The following is a 15,564-nucleotide window of genomic DNA, read 5'->3' as shown; positions in this document are numbered from 1 at the left end:
CGTCCGTCCAAGGTTCGACTTACCCCACAGCGCGGAAAATCGGCCGGAAAAGCCGCAGCCCTGACGCTCAAAGGGTGTGATCGTGAAGACGGCAATCATATTCGACTGCGAATTTCTTTGCCTTGAGGGCTCGCAACGCCGATTCTGGTGCGCGGCCCACGATCCCGACCCGGTCATCGCGCAGATCGGCGCGGTCAAGCTTGGGCTCGGGGACGACTTTCCCCTGCTCGGCACGTACAAGGCCTATATCAGACCGGTCGACCGGTTTGGCCGGAGATACGCCCTTGACCCGTTCTTCACCAAGCTGACCGGCATCACCGAGCAAGACGTTGAGACCAATGGGGTCGAGCTCGGAGCAGCCCTCGCCGAAATCGATCGTTTTTCCCGTGGCGCGCGGTTCTGGTCCTGGGGCAAGGACGAACTGAACATGATTGCCATCAGCTGCTATGTCGCGGGCATTCAGCCTTCGATCCCGGCCACCCGGTTTGACAATGCCGTCAAGCTGCTGATCGCGGCCGGGATGCCGATCGAGGATCTGGCGAGGACGCCGAGCAACAAGCTCGCGGACTACTATGGCGTCGAGCACCCGCCATTGCATGGGCACGACGCGCTCGACGATGCGCTGTCCTTGGCCTACACGCTGCAGCATCTGATGCTGATCGCAAAGCTGCGGCCGGATGTCTTCGAGCGCCTGTAGCTTGAAAGCGTTGGCGAGATTCAGCTAACGAGACCGGCGCTCAGATCACCGAATCCGTCCAGCGAACGATCTGCCTGGCGGCATCACCGAACGCATTGTCGAGCGCACCGACATAGGCGGAGTTGCCTTTGCCCGAAACGGGTGCGGATGCGTTGAAGCTCTTGGAGGCGCGCACCTCGCCATTGCGGTCGTTGAGCAAGCGCACGAACAGGTCGACCTCGGCGTGTTCGCCACCATCGACGCGCACTTCGAAGGACCGAACCTCGACGATGACCTGGTAATCGATCGCCAGACCCTCGCCCGGCTTGCCGACACCGGCAAAGCTGCCCGAGCGCTGGAACGTCTCGGCAAGCCGCGCCTGCACGATCAGCGGCAGGCGATCGGCCCATTGCGCGCCCTTGAGATACTGGATCGAGCCGTCGGAGGGCTTGATGACGATGTTCTGGCTGTCCAGCGCCTTGAGCGCCGAAGGCTGGGCGATCAGGATCTGCTTGCGGCTATGGCCATGCGCGTCGACCGAAGGCGCAGACAGTTCAAAGGTGTCGAGCGGCGCCGGCTTGCCGCCTAAGGCCGCGCAGCCCGCCAGCGTCAGGACAAGCAGTGCCGCAGCCGACGTCAACCCGCCCGTTCTCACCCACACAGACTTCACGCGCGATCCCCGTTGTCCCCGGATCGTAAGATCAACCCGCTTTTGCAGCTCATGTTTCTGGGGCGAGCCGACGCCGAAGTCAACGCCGCGCCCTGCCATCGAATTGCCGAACCTCGCCGTCGCCGCCCGAAAGGATGCGCTGCGGATTGCGGCTGAGATCCGTCACCGCTTCCTCGATGCGGTTGATCGAACGGCGGCTGTCCTGCACCAGCGCCTCGACATTTGTCAGGCCCTGGCCCGAGAAGCGCGCCAGATTGTCTGTGATGACGCCAAGCCGCGCATTCAGCGTGTCGGCGACCTGCTTGAACGATTTCAGCGTCGCCCTGGCATCGGCCATCACGCCATCCGCCTGGCCGGAGCCGAGCAATTTGTCGACCCTGGCGAGGATACCGTCGACACGCACCGAGGCATCGTTGAGCCGTTGCGCCAATTGCTTTGCATCCTTGATCGTCTGGTCGATGTCGTCGGCGCGGTTGGCGAACTTGTTGGTCACGACAGCGATATCGGCGGCGGCCTTGTTGGCATTCTCGCTGGCCTTCTGGATGTTGGCCAGCGCCGTGCGCACCTGCGCCGGGTCGATGCCGTCGAGCACGCCGTCGACCTTGGCCAGCGTGCCCTGCGTCTGCTTGGCGAAGTCGTTGACGGACCCGACCGCCGTGTCGACATTCTTGATGACGCCGTCGAGCTGTTGCGAGGTTTGCTTGAGGTTCGCGGTCACCGTGTCGACGTTGGCCACGATGCTCTTGATCTTGTCCTTGTCGACGGCATTGAGCAGGCCTTCCGCCGCCTTCAGCGTGCCGTCGAGCTTGCCGGACACGCCCTTCAGTTCGTCGGAGAGCGCGCTGACCGAGGACAGGAACTTGTCGATGCCGTCGGAATTCTTGGCCAGCGCATCGGAGAATGTCTGCACATTCTTCACGGTCTGCGTCAGCGGCCCGCGGACATCCTTGGTGAAGCCTTCGAGTTCGGTCAGCACCTTGTCGGCGCGGTTGAAGATGTTCTGCGCTGTCTGCAACAGATTGGTCACGGCGGATGGGTTGGCGACGATCTCGGCGACCTTGCCTTCCTTTTCCGCCTGGTCGAGCAGCTTCACTTCCTTGGGATCGGCGCCCTTGAGCTCGATGTTGGCCTGCCCGGTGAGGCCGGCAAGGCCGATATCGGCCTGCGTCGACTTGGTGATTGGCGTCATCCGGTCGATCTCGGTGTCGGCGATGGCGACAGTGGGGTTGTCGACGTCGATATAGACACGCTTGACGTCGCCGACCTTGACGCCGTTGAACAGCACGAAGCTGCCGCGGCCGAGGCCGGAAGCCGAGCCCGGGATGCGCACGCGCAGCAGCGTCGTCTCGCCCCTGTCACCGATCGCGGCCGTCCAATAGACGAAGCCGAACGCCGCCAGGATCGCAACCAGCGTGAAAATCCCGACAATGACGTAGTTGGCTCTGGTTTCCATTGCTTCACTTATGGCTATGCGCGCGCCGCAAGATCAAGTTGCCGGGCGCGTTTTCCGCGGAAATAGGATTTCACCCACGGTTCTTCGCTTTTCAGCATGTCGTCGATGGTGCCTTCGACCAGCACCTTTTTTTTGCCGAGCACCGCCACGTGGTCGCAAGCGGTAAACAGCGTGTCGAGGTCGTGCGTGACCATATAGACGGTCAGGTCCATGGTGTCGCGCAGCTTGACGACGAGTTCGTCGAACTCGGCCGCGCTGATCGGATCGAGGCCCGACGTCGGCTCGTCGAGAAAGACGATATCCGGGTCGAGCGCCAGCGCGCGCGCCAGGGCCGCGCGCTTGATCATGCCGCCGGAGAGTTCGGAGGGGAATTTCTGCGCCGCATCCGGCGGCAGGCCGACCAGCTCGATCTTGAGCAATGCCAGTTCGTCCATCAGCTTTCTCGGCAGGTCGAGATATTCGCGCATTGGCACCTGCACATTCTCCAGCACGGTCAGCGCCGAAAACAGCGCGCCATGCTGGAACAGCACGCCCAGGCGCATGTCGATGCGCAGCCGCTCGATATCGCTTGCCTTGTCGACGTCGACGCCGAACAGTTTGATCGTTCCCGACTGCTTGGGCATCAGCCCGAGAATGGTCCGCAACAAGACCGACTTGCCGGCGCCCGAAGCGCCGACGAAACCCAGGATCTCACCGCGTTTGATGTCGAGCGATAGTTTGTCGAGGATCAGCTTGTCCTCGATCGCAACGGTGACGTCGCGCACCGAAAGCACGAGGTCGCCCTCGTCCTGCTCCTTCGTCGCGGTCCCATTCCCCTCAGCCATGTCAGAACTCGATCGCTGCGTAGAACATGGCGAAAAGCCCGTCGAGGATGATGACGACGAAGATCGACTTCACCACCGAGGCGGTCACGTGCTGGCCGAGCGATTCGGCGCTGCCGCCGACCTTCATACCCTCGACGGACGCAATCGTGCCGATGATCATCGCCATGAACGGTGCCTTGATCAGGCCGGCGAAGATGGTGCTGAGATCGATGGCGACACGCAGCCGGTCGAGGAAGGCGGCCGGCGGAATGTCGGAGTAGAGCCAGGCCGCGGCGATGCCGCCGCCGAGCGCCGCGAAATTGGCGATGATCGTCAGGCACGGCAAGGCGATCACCAGCGCAACCAGGCGTGGAAAGACCAGCACGCCGATCGGATTGAGGCCGATGACCTTCAGCGCGTCGACCTCCTCGCGCATCTTCATCGAACCGATCTCGGCGGTGATCGCGCTGCCGGAACGGCCAGCGATCATGATTGCCGTCATCAGCACGCCGAGTTCGCGCAGGATCAGCACGCCGACGAGGTCGACGACGAAGATATCGGCGCCGAAATAGCTGAGCTGGTAGGCGCCTTGCTGGGCGACGATGGCGCCGACGATGGCCGACATCAGCACCACCACCGGTATGGCGCCGACGCCCATGCGATCGATCTGGTTGAAGATCGCCGCCGGATTGACGGCATGGCCGCGGCCGAGCTTCATCTGCGCGCCGCGGATGGTGGCGCCCAAAATATTCATCGAGGCAAGGAAATCGTCGCGCATCTCATAGACGCGCCGGCCAACCGCCTCGAGGGCGCGAAGGATGATGTTGGGCGGCCGCGCCGGCCCGGATTCGGGTTCGCGGCGGACGGCCTCACCCACCGCATCGAGCAGGATGGACGCGATCTCGCTCTGGCCCTGCAGCCGGACCTCGACGTTCTTCTTCTCGAAGACGCTGACCAGCCGGTCGATCAGCCAGGCGCCAGCGGTGTCGATCTTCTCGATCTTGGAAAGATCGAGGGCCAAAGTCTTGAAACCGCTTCGTTTCTCGATCTTGCGCATGTCCGCGTCGATCAGTGCCACGGTCCGTGTCGTCCAGACACCGGAGAAGGCGCAGCCAAGAACGCCGCCCTCCTCGCCGATAGCCACGCGCGGCTGGTGGTCAGCCTCCGAGGCGGTCGTGCCGCTTGCGTCGCGCTTGCCTATGGTCAACATGGCGTCCTGTTTAGCCTGATGGGTCCGACCTTGTCGATTTGCCGACAACCCTTCTCGCACAGCCGGAGCAGAAAAATATGGCGCGTGTCATTTCGGTCGAGGCCGAGCGTTTCCCGATCGCCGGCACCTTCACCATTTCGCGCGGCTCCAAGACCGAAGCCGAGGTCATCACCTGCACAATCAGCCAGGATGGGCATGTAGGGCGCGGCGAATGCGTTCCCTACAAGCGCTACGGCGAGACCATGGACGGCGTGCATGCGGTGATAGAGGCCATGCGCGGGCGGATCGCCGGCGGCATCGACCGGATCGCCCTGCTCGATGCGATGCCGGCGGGCGCGGCCCGCAACGCCATCGACTGCGCCCTGTGGGACCTCGAAGCCAAGATCAGCGGCACTCCAGTGGCGAACACAATCTGGCCGGCCCCGCTGCGTCCGCTCGAAACCGCCTACACGCTGTCGCTCGGCGAACCCTCGGCGATGGCGGCACAGGCCAGCGCCAATGCCGGCCGGCCGCTGCTGAAGGTCAAGATCGGCGGCGACAACGACATCGCCCGGATCCAAGCGGTGAGACAGGCCGCGCCCGAGAGCCGAATCATCCTCGATGCCAATGAGGGCTGGACCGACGACAACATCGTCGCGAACCTCGCCTTTGCTGCTGAACAAGGCATCGCGCTGATCGAACAGCCGCTGCCGGCCAGCCATGACGGCATCCTGCGCCACATCGCGCATCCGGTGCCGATCTGCGCCGATGAAAGCGTACACGAGGCGAAAAACCTGGATTTGCTTGTCGGCCTCTATGACGCCGTCAACATCAAGCTCGACAAGTCCGGCGGGCTGACGGCGGCGCTCGTCCTGCGCGACCGCGCCCGGGAACTCGGTTTCGGCGTCATGGTCGGCTGCATGGTCGGCACCTCGCTGGCGATGGCGCCTGCGGTGGTGCTCGCCCAGGACGCCGATTTCGTCGACCTCGACGGTCCGCTGTTGCTTGCGCGCGACCGCGAGCCGGGCCTTGTCTACCGGGGTTCGCTCGTCTCACCCCCGGACCGGGTGCTTTGGGGCTGAGCGCGCCGCAAGCCCGATCAGCACAAGGCCGACGATCGCGATCGGGATCATCGCCAGGAACCCATCGACGCCGAGACGGTCGTAGAGTGGACCGGACGCAAGCGTGACGGCCGCCATGAAGAAGCCGTTGAAGAAATAGGCGATGCCTTGCGCGGCACCGGTGCGCTCTTCGGAGACGGTCTCGCCGATCATTTTCTGCAATCCGATCAGCACCATTGCGACAGACACCGAATGCAGCGACTGCACGGCGAAGAAGCCGGCGACGCCAAGGCCTAGCGGCCATACCAGTGGAAAGACGATCCAGCGCACGATCGAACCGATGCCGGCGATCACCATCACCTTGACCACGGATACGGAGGCGAAAATGCGATTGAAAAACAAAAACATGCAGACTTCGGACACCACGCCCCAGGCCCACAGAAGGCCAACGACGGAATCGCTGATGCCGATCGATTTCCAATAGATGGAAACGAAACCGTAGAGGAAGGCGTGGCTGGCGGTGATGATGCCAACGCCAAAGGTGAAATAGAGGAAATAGGCGTTGAAGAGGCTCGGTGCCGCGTGCTGGATTTCAGTGGCCGACAACAGCGAAGCCTTGCGCGGCCGCCCCATGCGCGGCGCGAACAAGGCCGCGGCAAGCGCTGCGGCAAGCGCCGCGAAAATGATCACCGGCACGGCTTTGGCTCCTGCCGCCGCCAGGATGAAGCCGCCCACGATATTGGCGCACAGATAGGAGATCGAACCCCATTTGCGCATGGCGGTGTAGTTCGAGCCGAAGCGGCGCACCCCGGACAACGCAAGCGAATCGGCCATTGGCGAATGCGGTGTCCAGACGATCGTCAGAATCAGTGATACGGCCAGCACGATCGCGTAGGTCGCCGGCAGGAAATAGCCTGCCGAAATGACCATCGTTGCCGCGACAAGCACGATATAGACGTCGGCGCGGTCCTTCGCCCGGTCGGCAAGTGCCGTCAGCATGGGCGTCGTCAGAACGCGCAGGAACATCGGCGCGGCAAGGATGACGGCGATCTGTTCGGCACCAAAACCTTTCGCCTGCAGCCAGAGCGGAAAATAGGGCAGATGCGTGCCTTGCGACACGAACAATGTCGCGAAGATCAGGCTCATGCGCAGCTCGAAATGGCGCGGCTTGACGAGTTGTTCTGGCGAAAGCGGCGGCAGGGACATGAATCGATCCAATTACGCCGCGCTCGGCCGGCTGGCGATGTAGATCGATCCCTTAACATGGCGGAAAACCAGGCGAAACCGGCTGGACTAACCGATTAACGCTGAAAGCCGCCGTGAATTCCGTGTCAGGCCGCCTGCCCGACCCGGTCTTCGATCAACATCGGGATGAAAGGCTCGTCCGGCGCTTCGGGCAGGACATGCGCCCAGGTCAGGATTTCCATGCGGCCGTCGAAATGTTCGACCACCGCCGTGCAGCTCTCCACCCAGTCGCCTGTGTTGATGTACTGCACATCGCCATAATTCTCGATCGCGGCGTGGTGGATGTGGCCGCAGATGACGCCGTCGACATGCGAGCGCCGCGCTTCCTCGCTGAGCACCGTCTGGAACGAACCGATGAAGTTCACCGCCTTCTTGACCTTGACCTTGGCCCAGGACGAGAACGACCAGTAAGGCAGGCCGAGCAGCTGGCGCAGACGCGTGATGACACGGTTGACCTGCATGGCCGCGTCGTAGGCATGGTCGCCGAGATAGGCGAGCCAGCGCTGGTTGTGGACGACGGTGTCGAACTGGTCGCCATGGATGACCAGCAGGCGCCTGCCGTCGGCGGTCTCATGGATGGCGCGGTCGGCAACGACGATGCCGCCGAAATGCACGCCCTGGAACTGGCGGGCGAACTCATCGTGGTTGCCGGCGATATAGGTGATCGAGGCGCCCTTGCGCGCCTTGCGCAGCAATTTCTGCACGACGTCATTGTGGCTTTGCGGCCAGTGCCAGCTCCGCCGCAGCCGCCAGCCGTCGACGATGTCACCGACCAGATAGATGATGTCGGCGTCGTGATAGCGAAGGAAATCGATCAGGAATTCGGCCTTGGCCGCCTTCGAGCCGAGATGGACATCGGAAATGAACATGCTGCGGAAGGTGCGGGGCTCTTGGCCGGACATCGCGTTTCACCGTTGCTTTCGTGCAGCCTATGCCCCGATTCATGCAACAACCGTATGACGGTTGCGATTGGGCCAGCCCAAGAGCTAGCCTGCCGGCCAAATCACAGGAGAAATCGTCATGGATCTCGGTATTCGCGGCAAGAAAGCCATCGTCTGCGCTTCGAGCAAGGGACTTGGAAAAGGCTGCGCCATGGCGCTGGCCGAGGCCGGCTGCGACATCGTCGTTAACGGACGAAACGCCGAACTGGTGGCGAAAACCGCCGCCGAGCTGCGCGAGCGCTACGGCGTGACGGTCACGGAAGTCGTCGGTGATGTCTCGAAACCCGAAGTGCAGAAGGCTCTGCTTGCCGCCTGCCCCGAACCCGACATTCTCGTCAACAACAATGGCGGCCCGCCATTGCGCGATTTCCGCGAACTCGATCGGGGCAAGATCCTCGAAGGCGTCACCCAGAACATGGTCACACCGATCGAGCTGGTGCAGGCCGTCATCGACGGCATGGCCAAACGTGGCTTCGGCCGCATCGTCAACATCACCTCGCTGTCGGTCTACGTGCCGATCCCCGGCCTCGACCTGTCGTCGGGCGCGCGCGCCGGCCTGACCTCGTTCCTCGCCGGCGTGGCGCGCACGGTGATCGACCGCAACGTCACCATCAACAGCCTGCTGCCGGGCAAGCTCGACACCGACCGGCTGCGCGGCCCGCATGAGGCAGGCACCGTCGAGGAGCCCGCGGCAGCGGCGGCGCGCAAGACCCGCATCAGCGCCGACGTGCCGGCCAAGCGGCTCGGCACGCCCGAGGAATTCGGCCAGATCTGCGCCTTCCTGTGCTCGGTCCATGCGGGCTACCTGACCGGGCAGAACATTCCGGTGGATGGCGGCCTCTACGTCAGCGCGTTCTGAGCCCCGACAATCGCAACGCGAAAGAAACCCTGCCCAAGCGGCTGAAATAAATCAGCTATTCCTGTCTCGCCAATGTGATCCGCGATTGCGTCATTTGGCGTCTCGAAAAACCGCGGCCGCATGCTAAGAAGGGTCGCAGGCAGAGCGCAGGGAGGGCCGGAATGACTGGCGAGAGCAAGAAAACGGCACGTTCGGACCTCGACGAAGCCGCCCTCTACTTCCACAAGTATCCGACGCCTGGAAAACTTGAAATCCAGGCGACCAAGCCGCTCGGCAACCAGCGCGATCTGGCGCTCGCCTATTCGCCTGGCGTGGCGGCCCCTTGCCTGGAGATCCGCGACGATCCGGCGACCGCCGCCGACTATACGGCGCGCGCCAACCTGGTCGGCGTCGTCTCCAACGGATCGGCAGTGCTCGGCCTCGGCAATATCGGCCCGCTGGCGTCCAAGCCGGTGATGGAGGGCAAGGCGGTCCTGTTCAAGAAATTCGCCGGCATCGACGTCTTCGACATCGAGATCGACGCGCCCGAAATCGAGCGCATGGTCGAAACGGTCGCTGCCCTGGAGCCGACCTTCGGCGGCATCAACCTCGAGGACATCAAGGCGCCTGAGTGTTTCGAGGTCGAGGAGCGGCTCAAGGCGCGCATGAAGATACCGGTGTTCCACGACGACCAGCACGGCACCGCCATCATCGTCGCCGCGGCCGTGCTCAACGGGTTGGAATTCGCCGGCAAGACCATTTCGGACATTAAGGTCGTCACCTCCGGCGCCGGTGCCGCGGCCCTCGCCTGCCTCAACCTCCTGGTCTCGCTCGGCGTGCGCGTCGAAAACATCTGGGTCACCGACCGTTTCGGCGTCGCCTACAAGGGCCGCACCGACGAGATGGACCGCTGGAAAGACCCCTATGTGAAGGATACCGAGGCGCGCACGCTGGCCGACGTCATTGCGGGTGCAGACGTCTTCCTCGGCCTTTCGGCCGCCGGCGTGCTGAAGCCGGAACTGCTCCAGCACATGGCTCCGAAGCCGCTGATCCTGGCGCTGGCCAATCCCAATCCGGAGATCATGCCGGAGGTTGCGCGCGCGGCGCGCCCCGACGCGATGATCTGCACGGGCCGGTCCGATTTCCCCAACCAGGTCAACAACGTACTCTGCTTCCCCTACATCTTCCGTGGTGCGCTGGACTGCGGCGCCAGCGCCATCAACGAGGAGATGAAGATGGCGGCGGTCCGCGCCATCGCGGCCCTTGCCCGCGAAGAGCCTTCGGACGTCGCCGCGCGCGCCTATTCGGGCGAGACGCCGATCTTCGGACCCGAGTTCCTGATCCCGTCGCCCTTCGATCCCAGGCTCATCCTGCGCATCGCGCCGGCGGTCGCCAAGGCGGCCTGCGACACCGGCGTCGCGACACGGCCGATCACCGATTTCGCCGCCTATATCGACAAGCTCAACCGCTTCGTCTTCCGCTCCGGCCTGGTGATGAAGCCGGTGTTCTCGTCCGCCAAGGCCTCGAGCGCCAAGCGCGTCATCTACGCCGACGGCGAGGATGAGCGTGTGCTGCGCGCCGCCCAGGTGGTGCTCGAGGAAGGCATAGCCGAACCGATCCTGATCGGCCGTCCGCATGTTATCGAAGTCAGGCTGAAGCGCTACGGCCTGCGCATCAAGCCGGGTGTCGATTTCGGCCTGATCAACCCGGAAGACGATCCGCGCTATCGCCACTATGTCGACCTCCTGATTGAACTCGCCGGCCGGCGCGGCGTGACGACGGAGGCCGCGCGCACCATGGTGCGCACCGACAATACGGTGATCGCCGCACTGGCGCTGAAGCGTGGCGATGCCGACGCCATGGTCTGCGGCCTCGAAGGGCGCTTCGAGCGGCATCTGCGCAACGTGACGCTGATCATCGGGCCGCGCGCCGGCATCAAGGATTATGATTTGTCGACGCTGTCGATGCTGATCTCGCAGCGCGGCATCATCTTCCTCACCGACACCCACGTCTCCGTCGACCCGACCGCCGAGGAGATCGCCGAGATGACCGTGCTGGCGGCCGAGGAGATCCAGCGCTTCGGCATCGAGCCGAAGGCGGCACTGCTGTCGCATTCGGATTTCGGCTCGCGCGATTCGCCGAGCGCGCTCAAGATGCGGCAGGCGGCGGCGATCCTGGCGCGCATCGCCCCGGAGTTGCAGTGCGACGGCGAAATGCATGCCGATTCCGCTTTGTCGGAGCATCTGCGCCAGCGCGTCTATCCGCATTCGAGGCTGAAGGGCGAAGCCAATCTCCTGGTGTTCCCGAACCTCGATTCGGCCAACATCACGCTGACGGCGCTGCGTGCCATGATGGATGCGCTGCATGTCGGGCCGATCCTGCTCGGCACCGACAAGCCGGCGCATATTCTGACGCCTTCGGTCACGTCGCGCGGCGTGGTCAACATGACCGCGCTGGCCGTCGTCGAAGCCGCGCACAAGGCACAGGCGATCGTCGATCTGGGCGCAACGCAGCTTTCGCAGTAAATTGCGGTTAACCGCGAATACGATAGCCTTGCGGACGATCAGGCGGAGTTGGACGGATGACAGTCGGAGGGTTGAAGCAGGCGCATGCTGCCGTGCTGCTTGGCCTTTTGCTGTCCGGCGCCACAATCACCGAGCCGCAGGCTGCCTCGCGGGTCTGCCGCCAGTTGGAAGCCGACCTTGCCGCTGCCTCGCGCGGCGGTGGCGGCGGTCCGGCAATGATCCGCAAATACGACGCCGCGATCGAACGGCAGCGTGAGCAGATTTCAAAAGCTCGCGGCCAGGCGAACGGCGCCGGATGCGGGTTTTCGCTGTTTTCCCGCAACGTCAACCAGTGCGCCGGGCTCAACGCCACCATCGACCGCATGAACGCCAATCTCGACAGCCTGCAGGCCAAGCGAGCACAGCTCGCCGGCGGCGGCGGATCGCGCCGCGACCGTGGTCGCATCCTGGCCGCGCTCGACGCCAATGGCTGCCGCGACGACCCGGTTGCCCCGCGCCGGGAACCCCTGCGGGAAGCAAGCCGTGAAGACGGCAGCGCAAACCTGTTCGACCAGCTTTTCGGCGGTGACAACCGGCAGGCCGACAGGTCGGACCAATCTGACGATACGAGGGACCAGCCTGACGATACAGATGAAGAGCGCGGTGTAAGCCGCGTCCTGAACCGGCCCGGCATTCCGGACTTTCCGGGCACCGGCGGTGAATTCCACACCACCTGCGTGCGCACCTGCGACGGCTATTTCTTCCCGATGTCGAACGCCGCCTCGACCAGCGACTTCGAGCGCGACCAGAAGAACTGCGAATCGAGCTGCCCCGGCACCGAGATGCAGGTCTTCTATTCACGCGGCATGGACGACGATTCGGCATCGATGACGTCATCGGTCACCGGCAGGCCCTACAGCGAATTGCCGACCGCCTATCTCTACAAGCAGTCCAACGTGGCGCGGCCGCCGGCCTGCGGTTGCAACGCCGCGCAGAATTTCCAGATCATCGGCGGCAACCCGCCCGCCCCTGAGCAGTCCCAGCCCGAGACGAACGCAACATCGTTCACCCCGGTTCCGCCTTCCAAGCCCGATCCGGGGGCGGATCCGGAGACCCTGGCGAATACGGAAGGCGGGCTCGACCGCGAAGCCATCAAGCGTCTCTCCGCCAAGCCGGTGACGTCGCCCGTGTCCGCCTTGCCGCCGGAGCAGCGCAAGGTCAGGGTCGTCGGGCCAACGTTCCTTCCCGACCCATCAGCGGCAATAGATCTGCAAGCTCCGGCCCCGAAGGCAGCCCGGTAAGGGCAAGCCTCAGCGGCATGAAGAGTGCCTTGCCCTTGCGCCCGGTCGCTTCCCTGATCTTGCCCGTCCAATCCTTCCAGACCGTCCCGCTCCAGGGATCTTCAGGCAGGACATCGAAGGCCTGGTGAAGGAAATCGCGGTCGTCCGTGGAAAATTCGGGCTTCTCCTGCGGTCCCTCGCGCAGGATCCGCCACCAGCCCACGGCATCGGCCAGCCGGTCGAGATTGCCGCGCACGGCCAGCCAGAACGGCTCGGCCTGCTCGCCTGAAATGCCAAGCACCATCAGCCGGTCGCGCGCCTCGTCGAACGGCATATGGTGCAGCAGCACGCGGTTGAGCACGAAAAGCTCGTCCGGATCGAACTTGGCCGATGATTTCGACGTCGCGGCCGGGTCGAAGTGGCCGGCGAGTTCGCCGAGGTCATGCGCGGCAGCGACATTTTCCGAAGTGCCAACCAGCACAGCGAGCGAAGCGACCGCCATCGGCTCGATGCCATCCTCGCGCAGGCTTTCGATGGACAGCGCGCCGGTACGCTTCGACAGCCCCTCGCCCGAGACGGTGGTCAACAGATTGTGGTGGCCGAACACCGGAGGTTCGGCACCCAATGCCCGGAACAAGGCGATCTGGACGCCCGTATTGGTGACGTGGTCGTCACCGCGGATGACATGGCTGATGCCTATCTCGATGTCATCGACGACGGAAGGCAGCGTGTAGAGATAGGTGCCGTCCTCGCGCACCAAGACCGGGTCGGACAGCGAGGCCAGGTCAACCGTTTCCTCACCGCGCACCAGATCGTCCCAATGGACCTCGGTGCGCTCCGGCTGCTGCGGATCGGCGGAGAAATTGGGCAACAGGAAGCGCCAGTGCGGCCGGCGGCCGTCGGCCTGGTATTCGGCCACCTGCTCCTGCGTCAGCGTCAAGGCCTCGCGGCCATAGACCGGCGGCAGGCCGCGCGTGCGGCGCACCTTGCGCCTGAGATCGAGTTCCTCGGGCGTTTCGTAGCAGGCATAGAGAACGCCCGCCGCCTTCAGCCGCTCGACCGCCGCGTCATAGATCTCGAAGCGTCGCGACTGATATTCGGTGGCATCCGGAAAAATGCCCAGCCAATGCAGGTCGTAGAGGATGGCGTCGGAGAATTCCTGCTTCGAGCGGGCGATGTCGGTGTCGTCGAAGCGCTGGATGAAGCGGCCCTTGTTGTTGAGCGCAAACAGCCAATTGAACAGAGCGGTGCGCGCATTGCCGATATGGATGCGGCCGGTCGGTGACGGAGCGAAACGAACGGTAACTGTCATGAGCGGGGCGTACCGGATGCCTTGGTGATTGACAAGATGCGCCCCCGCGCCGTGCGGCAGACATAGAACATGGCGCAAGCAATGAAAAGACCGGGGTGGCGTGGGCCCAGGCGGCTACATGGGCCGCCTTCCCTGCCGCCATGGGTCAACTCGTCGAGGGACGGCGCCGGCAAACAGGTCGTTGAAGCCGATCAGTGGCCGAAGTCGTCGGAACTGAGGCGGGTCCAGCGGTCGCCCATCAGCCCACCGATAAAGATGTCGCCGGAGCGGACCGCTTCCGTGACCTCGGCAATTCGCGAGCGGACCATCGTCCCCCCGGCATAGCGGAAGAAGACATTCCTGTAGCCGAAGAGTTGAGGCATGAATCGGCTCTGCGTCTGCCCGGTGATGCCCACGCAGCCCAAATCCCACGCAGCCGCGACAAGTCCGTCCAACGTCGCGCCCCAGTGAGATCCGGACGCCTGGATTTGCAACAGGTTCGCGATGCCGCCAGCTTGACCATAGAAGGCATGACAACCGAGCATTTTGCCCGTTTCGTCGTAAGTCCCACCGAAATGAAGCGGGCCGTCGGCCCGCTTCTCTGCCGCCAGCGCGAGCAGCCGTAGCAGCTCGCCATCCTCCCAGCTCGGTCGAAGAGCGTAATCGGACAGGAGGGTCGGCAACCGCTCGGCAAACTGCGCGGCATCCATCGGTTCATGATGGACCCGATGCGACGATGAAGGCTGGATGGGGGACCCGAACCTTCTTTTCGCAAGTTCATCGAATGCTCTCGCGCCGGGATCAAGTACCAGGCGAGGCAGGCCGGGCCATCTACGGTGCAACATGGCGGCGGCCATCGCGGCCGGCCGGAAAATACAGGTCCATCCCAGACAATGCACCGGCAGGAGCTGATATTTCATCGGGCGCGCGAAGGCCAGGGACACCCGGTTGGCGGAATCGGTCAGATACAGATCGAATTCGCCTTGATGCAGGGCACGCAGCAATTGCGGGCCGGCCGAACCGTGATCGGTGCCGGGGTCGGCCATCAGCGGACCGATGATCGCCGCTTTCAATGTTATTCCGTTGAGCTCGTAGCGGGCTTTCAGGATGCCGAGGAACCCGCCCAGATCACCTTGCGGGTTGATCTGGACAAGAGCGTTGCTCGCACCCGACTGGCCGGCAGGGTCGAGATAGATCTCCCTCATATATTCGGCCGTCTCCGCGACCGCGCGATCGCGGAGGTGACGCCGCCGCCGAAACTTGGTCAGGAAGAGTGCCGCGACCCGCTCGAGATCTTCGGCGGCCAGCGGCCGAACCGAACCGTGTTGGAAGTCCAGCACCGAAGGCGAAGCCACCTTTTCTGGACCGGCATTTGTGGAAACAAGAGGCAAGCCAAAATCCTGCGCTGATCAATCCGATCCCCAGGATACGCACCTACTATCTCTGGGTTGCTTTTGAGTAAATGAACGGCAACCGGTGGTAGAAACGACGTGTCGCGGCCTGCGTTATAACCAACACGCCTAGAAACCGGGGGCGCAAAAACAATGCCGCGTACGTCGCTCCAGCTGACTGATTCCTGGGAGGGGCCTCCAGCCGAAGCCGGAGGCCCCTTC

At 63.7% G+C, this 15,564-nt stretch carries 13 protein-coding genes; 5 read left to right on the top strand and 8 right to left on the bottom strand.

The genetic code is table 11. The annotated features are described in order from the left end of the window. The first annotated feature begins 82 nt into the window (after positions 1-82). Positions 83-697 carry a 3'-5' exonuclease gene (locus AC0NIH_RS19000; RefSeq protein ID WP_473460471.1) on the top strand — a complete coding sequence of 205 codons (615 nt, stop codon included), beginning with the start codon at positions 83-85 and terminating at the stop codon, positions 695-697. A 40-nt stretch (positions 698-737) separates the two neighbouring features. Here AC0NIH_RS19000 and AC0NIH_RS18995 read toward each other — a convergent pair whose 3' ends face one another. The 4 genes from AC0NIH_RS18995 to AC0NIH_RS18980 form a co-directional block, all read right to left on the bottom strand. Continuing rightward, positions 738-1,346 carry an ABC-type transport auxiliary lipoprotein family protein gene (locus AC0NIH_RS18995; protein ID WP_031250637.1) on the bottom strand — a complete coding sequence of 203 codons (609 nt, stop codon included), beginning with the start codon at positions 1,344-1,346 and terminating at the stop codon, positions 738-740. A gap of 79 nt (positions 1,347-1,425) precedes the next feature. Then, positions 1,426-2,799 carry an MlaD family protein gene (locus tag AC0NIH_RS18990; protein ID WP_287277799.1) on the bottom strand — a complete coding sequence of 458 codons (1,374 nt, stop codon included), beginning with the start codon at positions 2,797-2,799 and terminating at the stop codon, positions 1,426-1,428. Positions 2,800-2,813: 14 nt separating this feature from the next. Beyond that, entirely contained in the window at positions 2,814-3,623 is an 810-nt protein-coding gene (locus AC0NIH_RS18985) for an ABC transporter ATP-binding protein (RefSeq protein ID WP_224687985.1), read from the bottom strand. A 1-nt stretch (position 3,624) separates the two neighbouring features. Further along, positions 3,625-4,812, bottom strand: a complete 1,188-nt coding sequence (locus AC0NIH_RS18980; protein ID WP_473460474.1) for an ABC transporter permease — start codon at positions 4,810-4,812, stop codon at positions 3,625-3,627. A 77-nt stretch (positions 4,813-4,889) separates the two neighbouring features. Between AC0NIH_RS18980 and dgcA the strand changes: the two genes are divergently transcribed. Beyond that, entirely contained in the window at positions 4,890-5,873 is a 984-nt protein-coding gene (gene dgcA / locus AC0NIH_RS18975) for an N-acetyl-D-Glu racemase DgcA (protein ID WP_473460476.1), read from the top strand. Here dgcA and AC0NIH_RS18970 read toward each other — a convergent pair. Both AC0NIH_RS18970 and AC0NIH_RS18965 read right to left on the bottom strand, forming a co-directional pair. Beyond that, positions 5,844-7,058, bottom strand: coding sequence for an MFS transporter (locus AC0NIH_RS18970; RefSeq protein ID WP_473460478.1), 1,215 nt, complete (start codon positions 7,056-7,058; stop codon positions 5,844-5,846). The genes dgcA and AC0NIH_RS18970 overlap by 30 nt on opposite strands. A 125-nt stretch (positions 7,059-7,183) precedes the next feature. Next, entirely contained in the window at positions 7,184-7,999 is an 816-nt protein-coding gene (locus tag AC0NIH_RS18965) for a UDP-2,3-diacylglucosamine diphosphatase (protein ID WP_013895247.1), read from the bottom strand. A gap of 118 nt (positions 8,000-8,117) precedes the next feature. Between AC0NIH_RS18965 and AC0NIH_RS18960 the strand changes: the two genes are divergently transcribed. The 3 genes from AC0NIH_RS18960 (at position 8,118) to AC0NIH_RS18950 (ending at position 12,681) form a co-directional block, all read left to right on the top strand. Next, positions 8,118-8,897 (top strand): SDR family oxidoreductase, encoded by a 780-nt coding sequence (locus AC0NIH_RS18960; RefSeq protein WP_023763661.1) that lies wholly within the window; start codon positions 8,118-8,120, stop codon positions 8,895-8,897. A gap of 161 nt (positions 8,898-9,058) precedes the next feature. Next, positions 9,059-11,401, top strand: coding sequence for an NADP-dependent malic enzyme (locus tag AC0NIH_RS18955; RefSeq protein ID WP_023763660.1), 2,343 nt, complete (start codon positions 9,059-9,061; stop codon positions 11,399-11,401). 56 nt (positions 11,402-11,457) lie between these two features. Next, positions 11,458-12,681, top strand: a complete 1,224-nt coding sequence (locus AC0NIH_RS18950) for a DUF2865 domain-containing protein (protein ID WP_473460481.1) — start codon at positions 11,458-11,460, stop codon at positions 12,679-12,681. Here AC0NIH_RS18950 and AC0NIH_RS18945 read toward each other — a convergent pair. Both AC0NIH_RS18945 and AC0NIH_RS18940 read right to left on the bottom strand, forming a co-directional pair. Beyond that, a complete protein-coding gene (locus AC0NIH_RS18945) occupies positions 12,599-13,972 on the bottom strand; it encodes a glutamate--tRNA ligase (protein ID WP_473460483.1) in 1,374 nt (457 codons plus the stop codon). The genes AC0NIH_RS18950 and AC0NIH_RS18945 overlap by 83 nt on opposite strands. Positions 13,973-14,163: 191 nt before the next feature. Further along, the gene (locus AC0NIH_RS18940; RefSeq protein ID WP_473460485.1) at positions 14,164-15,342 is read right to left on the bottom strand and encodes a hypothetical protein; all 1,179 of its coding nucleotides are present in this window, start codon (positions 15,340-15,342) and stop codon (positions 14,164-14,166) included. Positions 15,343-15,564: the final 222 nt, after the last annotated feature.

The organism is Mesorhizobium sp. WSM1386, assembly GCF_055901595.1.
The sequence above is the reverse complement of the archived record's forward strand: the minus strand, read 5'-3'. Positions and strand labels throughout refer to the sequence as shown.

Excerpts from the sequence above, each read along its gene's own strand:
- AC0NIH_RS18990 (WP_287277799.1), bottom strand. The coding sequence starts at position 2,799 with ATGGAAACCAGAGCCAACTACGTCATTGTCGGGATTTTCACGCTGGTT.
- AC0NIH_RS18985 (WP_224687985.1), bottom strand. The coding sequence starts at position 3,623 with ATGGCTGAGGGGAATGGGACCGCGACGAAGGAGCAGGACGAGGGCGAC.
- AC0NIH_RS18980 (WP_473460474.1), bottom strand. The coding sequence starts at position 4,812 with ATGTTGACCATAGGCAAGCGCGACGCAAGCGGCACGACCGCCTCGGAG.
- dgcA (WP_473460476.1), top strand. The coding sequence starts at position 4,890 with ATGGCGCGTGTCATTTCGGTCGAGGCCGAGCGTTTCCCGATCGCCGGC.
- AC0NIH_RS18970 (WP_473460478.1), bottom strand. The coding sequence starts at position 7,058 with ATGTCCCTGCCGCCGCTTTCGCCAGAACAACTCGTCAAGCCGCGCCAT.
- AC0NIH_RS18965 (WP_013895247.1), bottom strand. The coding sequence starts at position 7,999 with ATGTCCGGCCAAGAGCCCCGCACCTTCCGCAGCATGTTCATTTCCGAT.
- AC0NIH_RS18960 (WP_023763661.1), top strand. The coding sequence starts at position 8,118 with ATGGATCTCGGTATTCGCGGCAAGAAAGCCATCGTCTGCGCTTCGAGC.
- AC0NIH_RS18955 (WP_023763660.1), top strand. The coding sequence starts at position 9,059 with ATGACTGGCGAGAGCAAGAAAACGGCACGTTCGGACCTCGACGAAGCC.
- AC0NIH_RS18950 (WP_473460481.1), top strand. The coding sequence starts at position 11,458 with ATGACAGTCGGAGGGTTGAAGCAGGCGCATGCTGCCGTGCTGCTTGGC.
- AC0NIH_RS18945 (WP_473460483.1), bottom strand. The coding sequence starts at position 13,972 with ATGACAGTTACCGTTCGTTTCGCTCCGTCACCGACCGGCCGCATCCAT.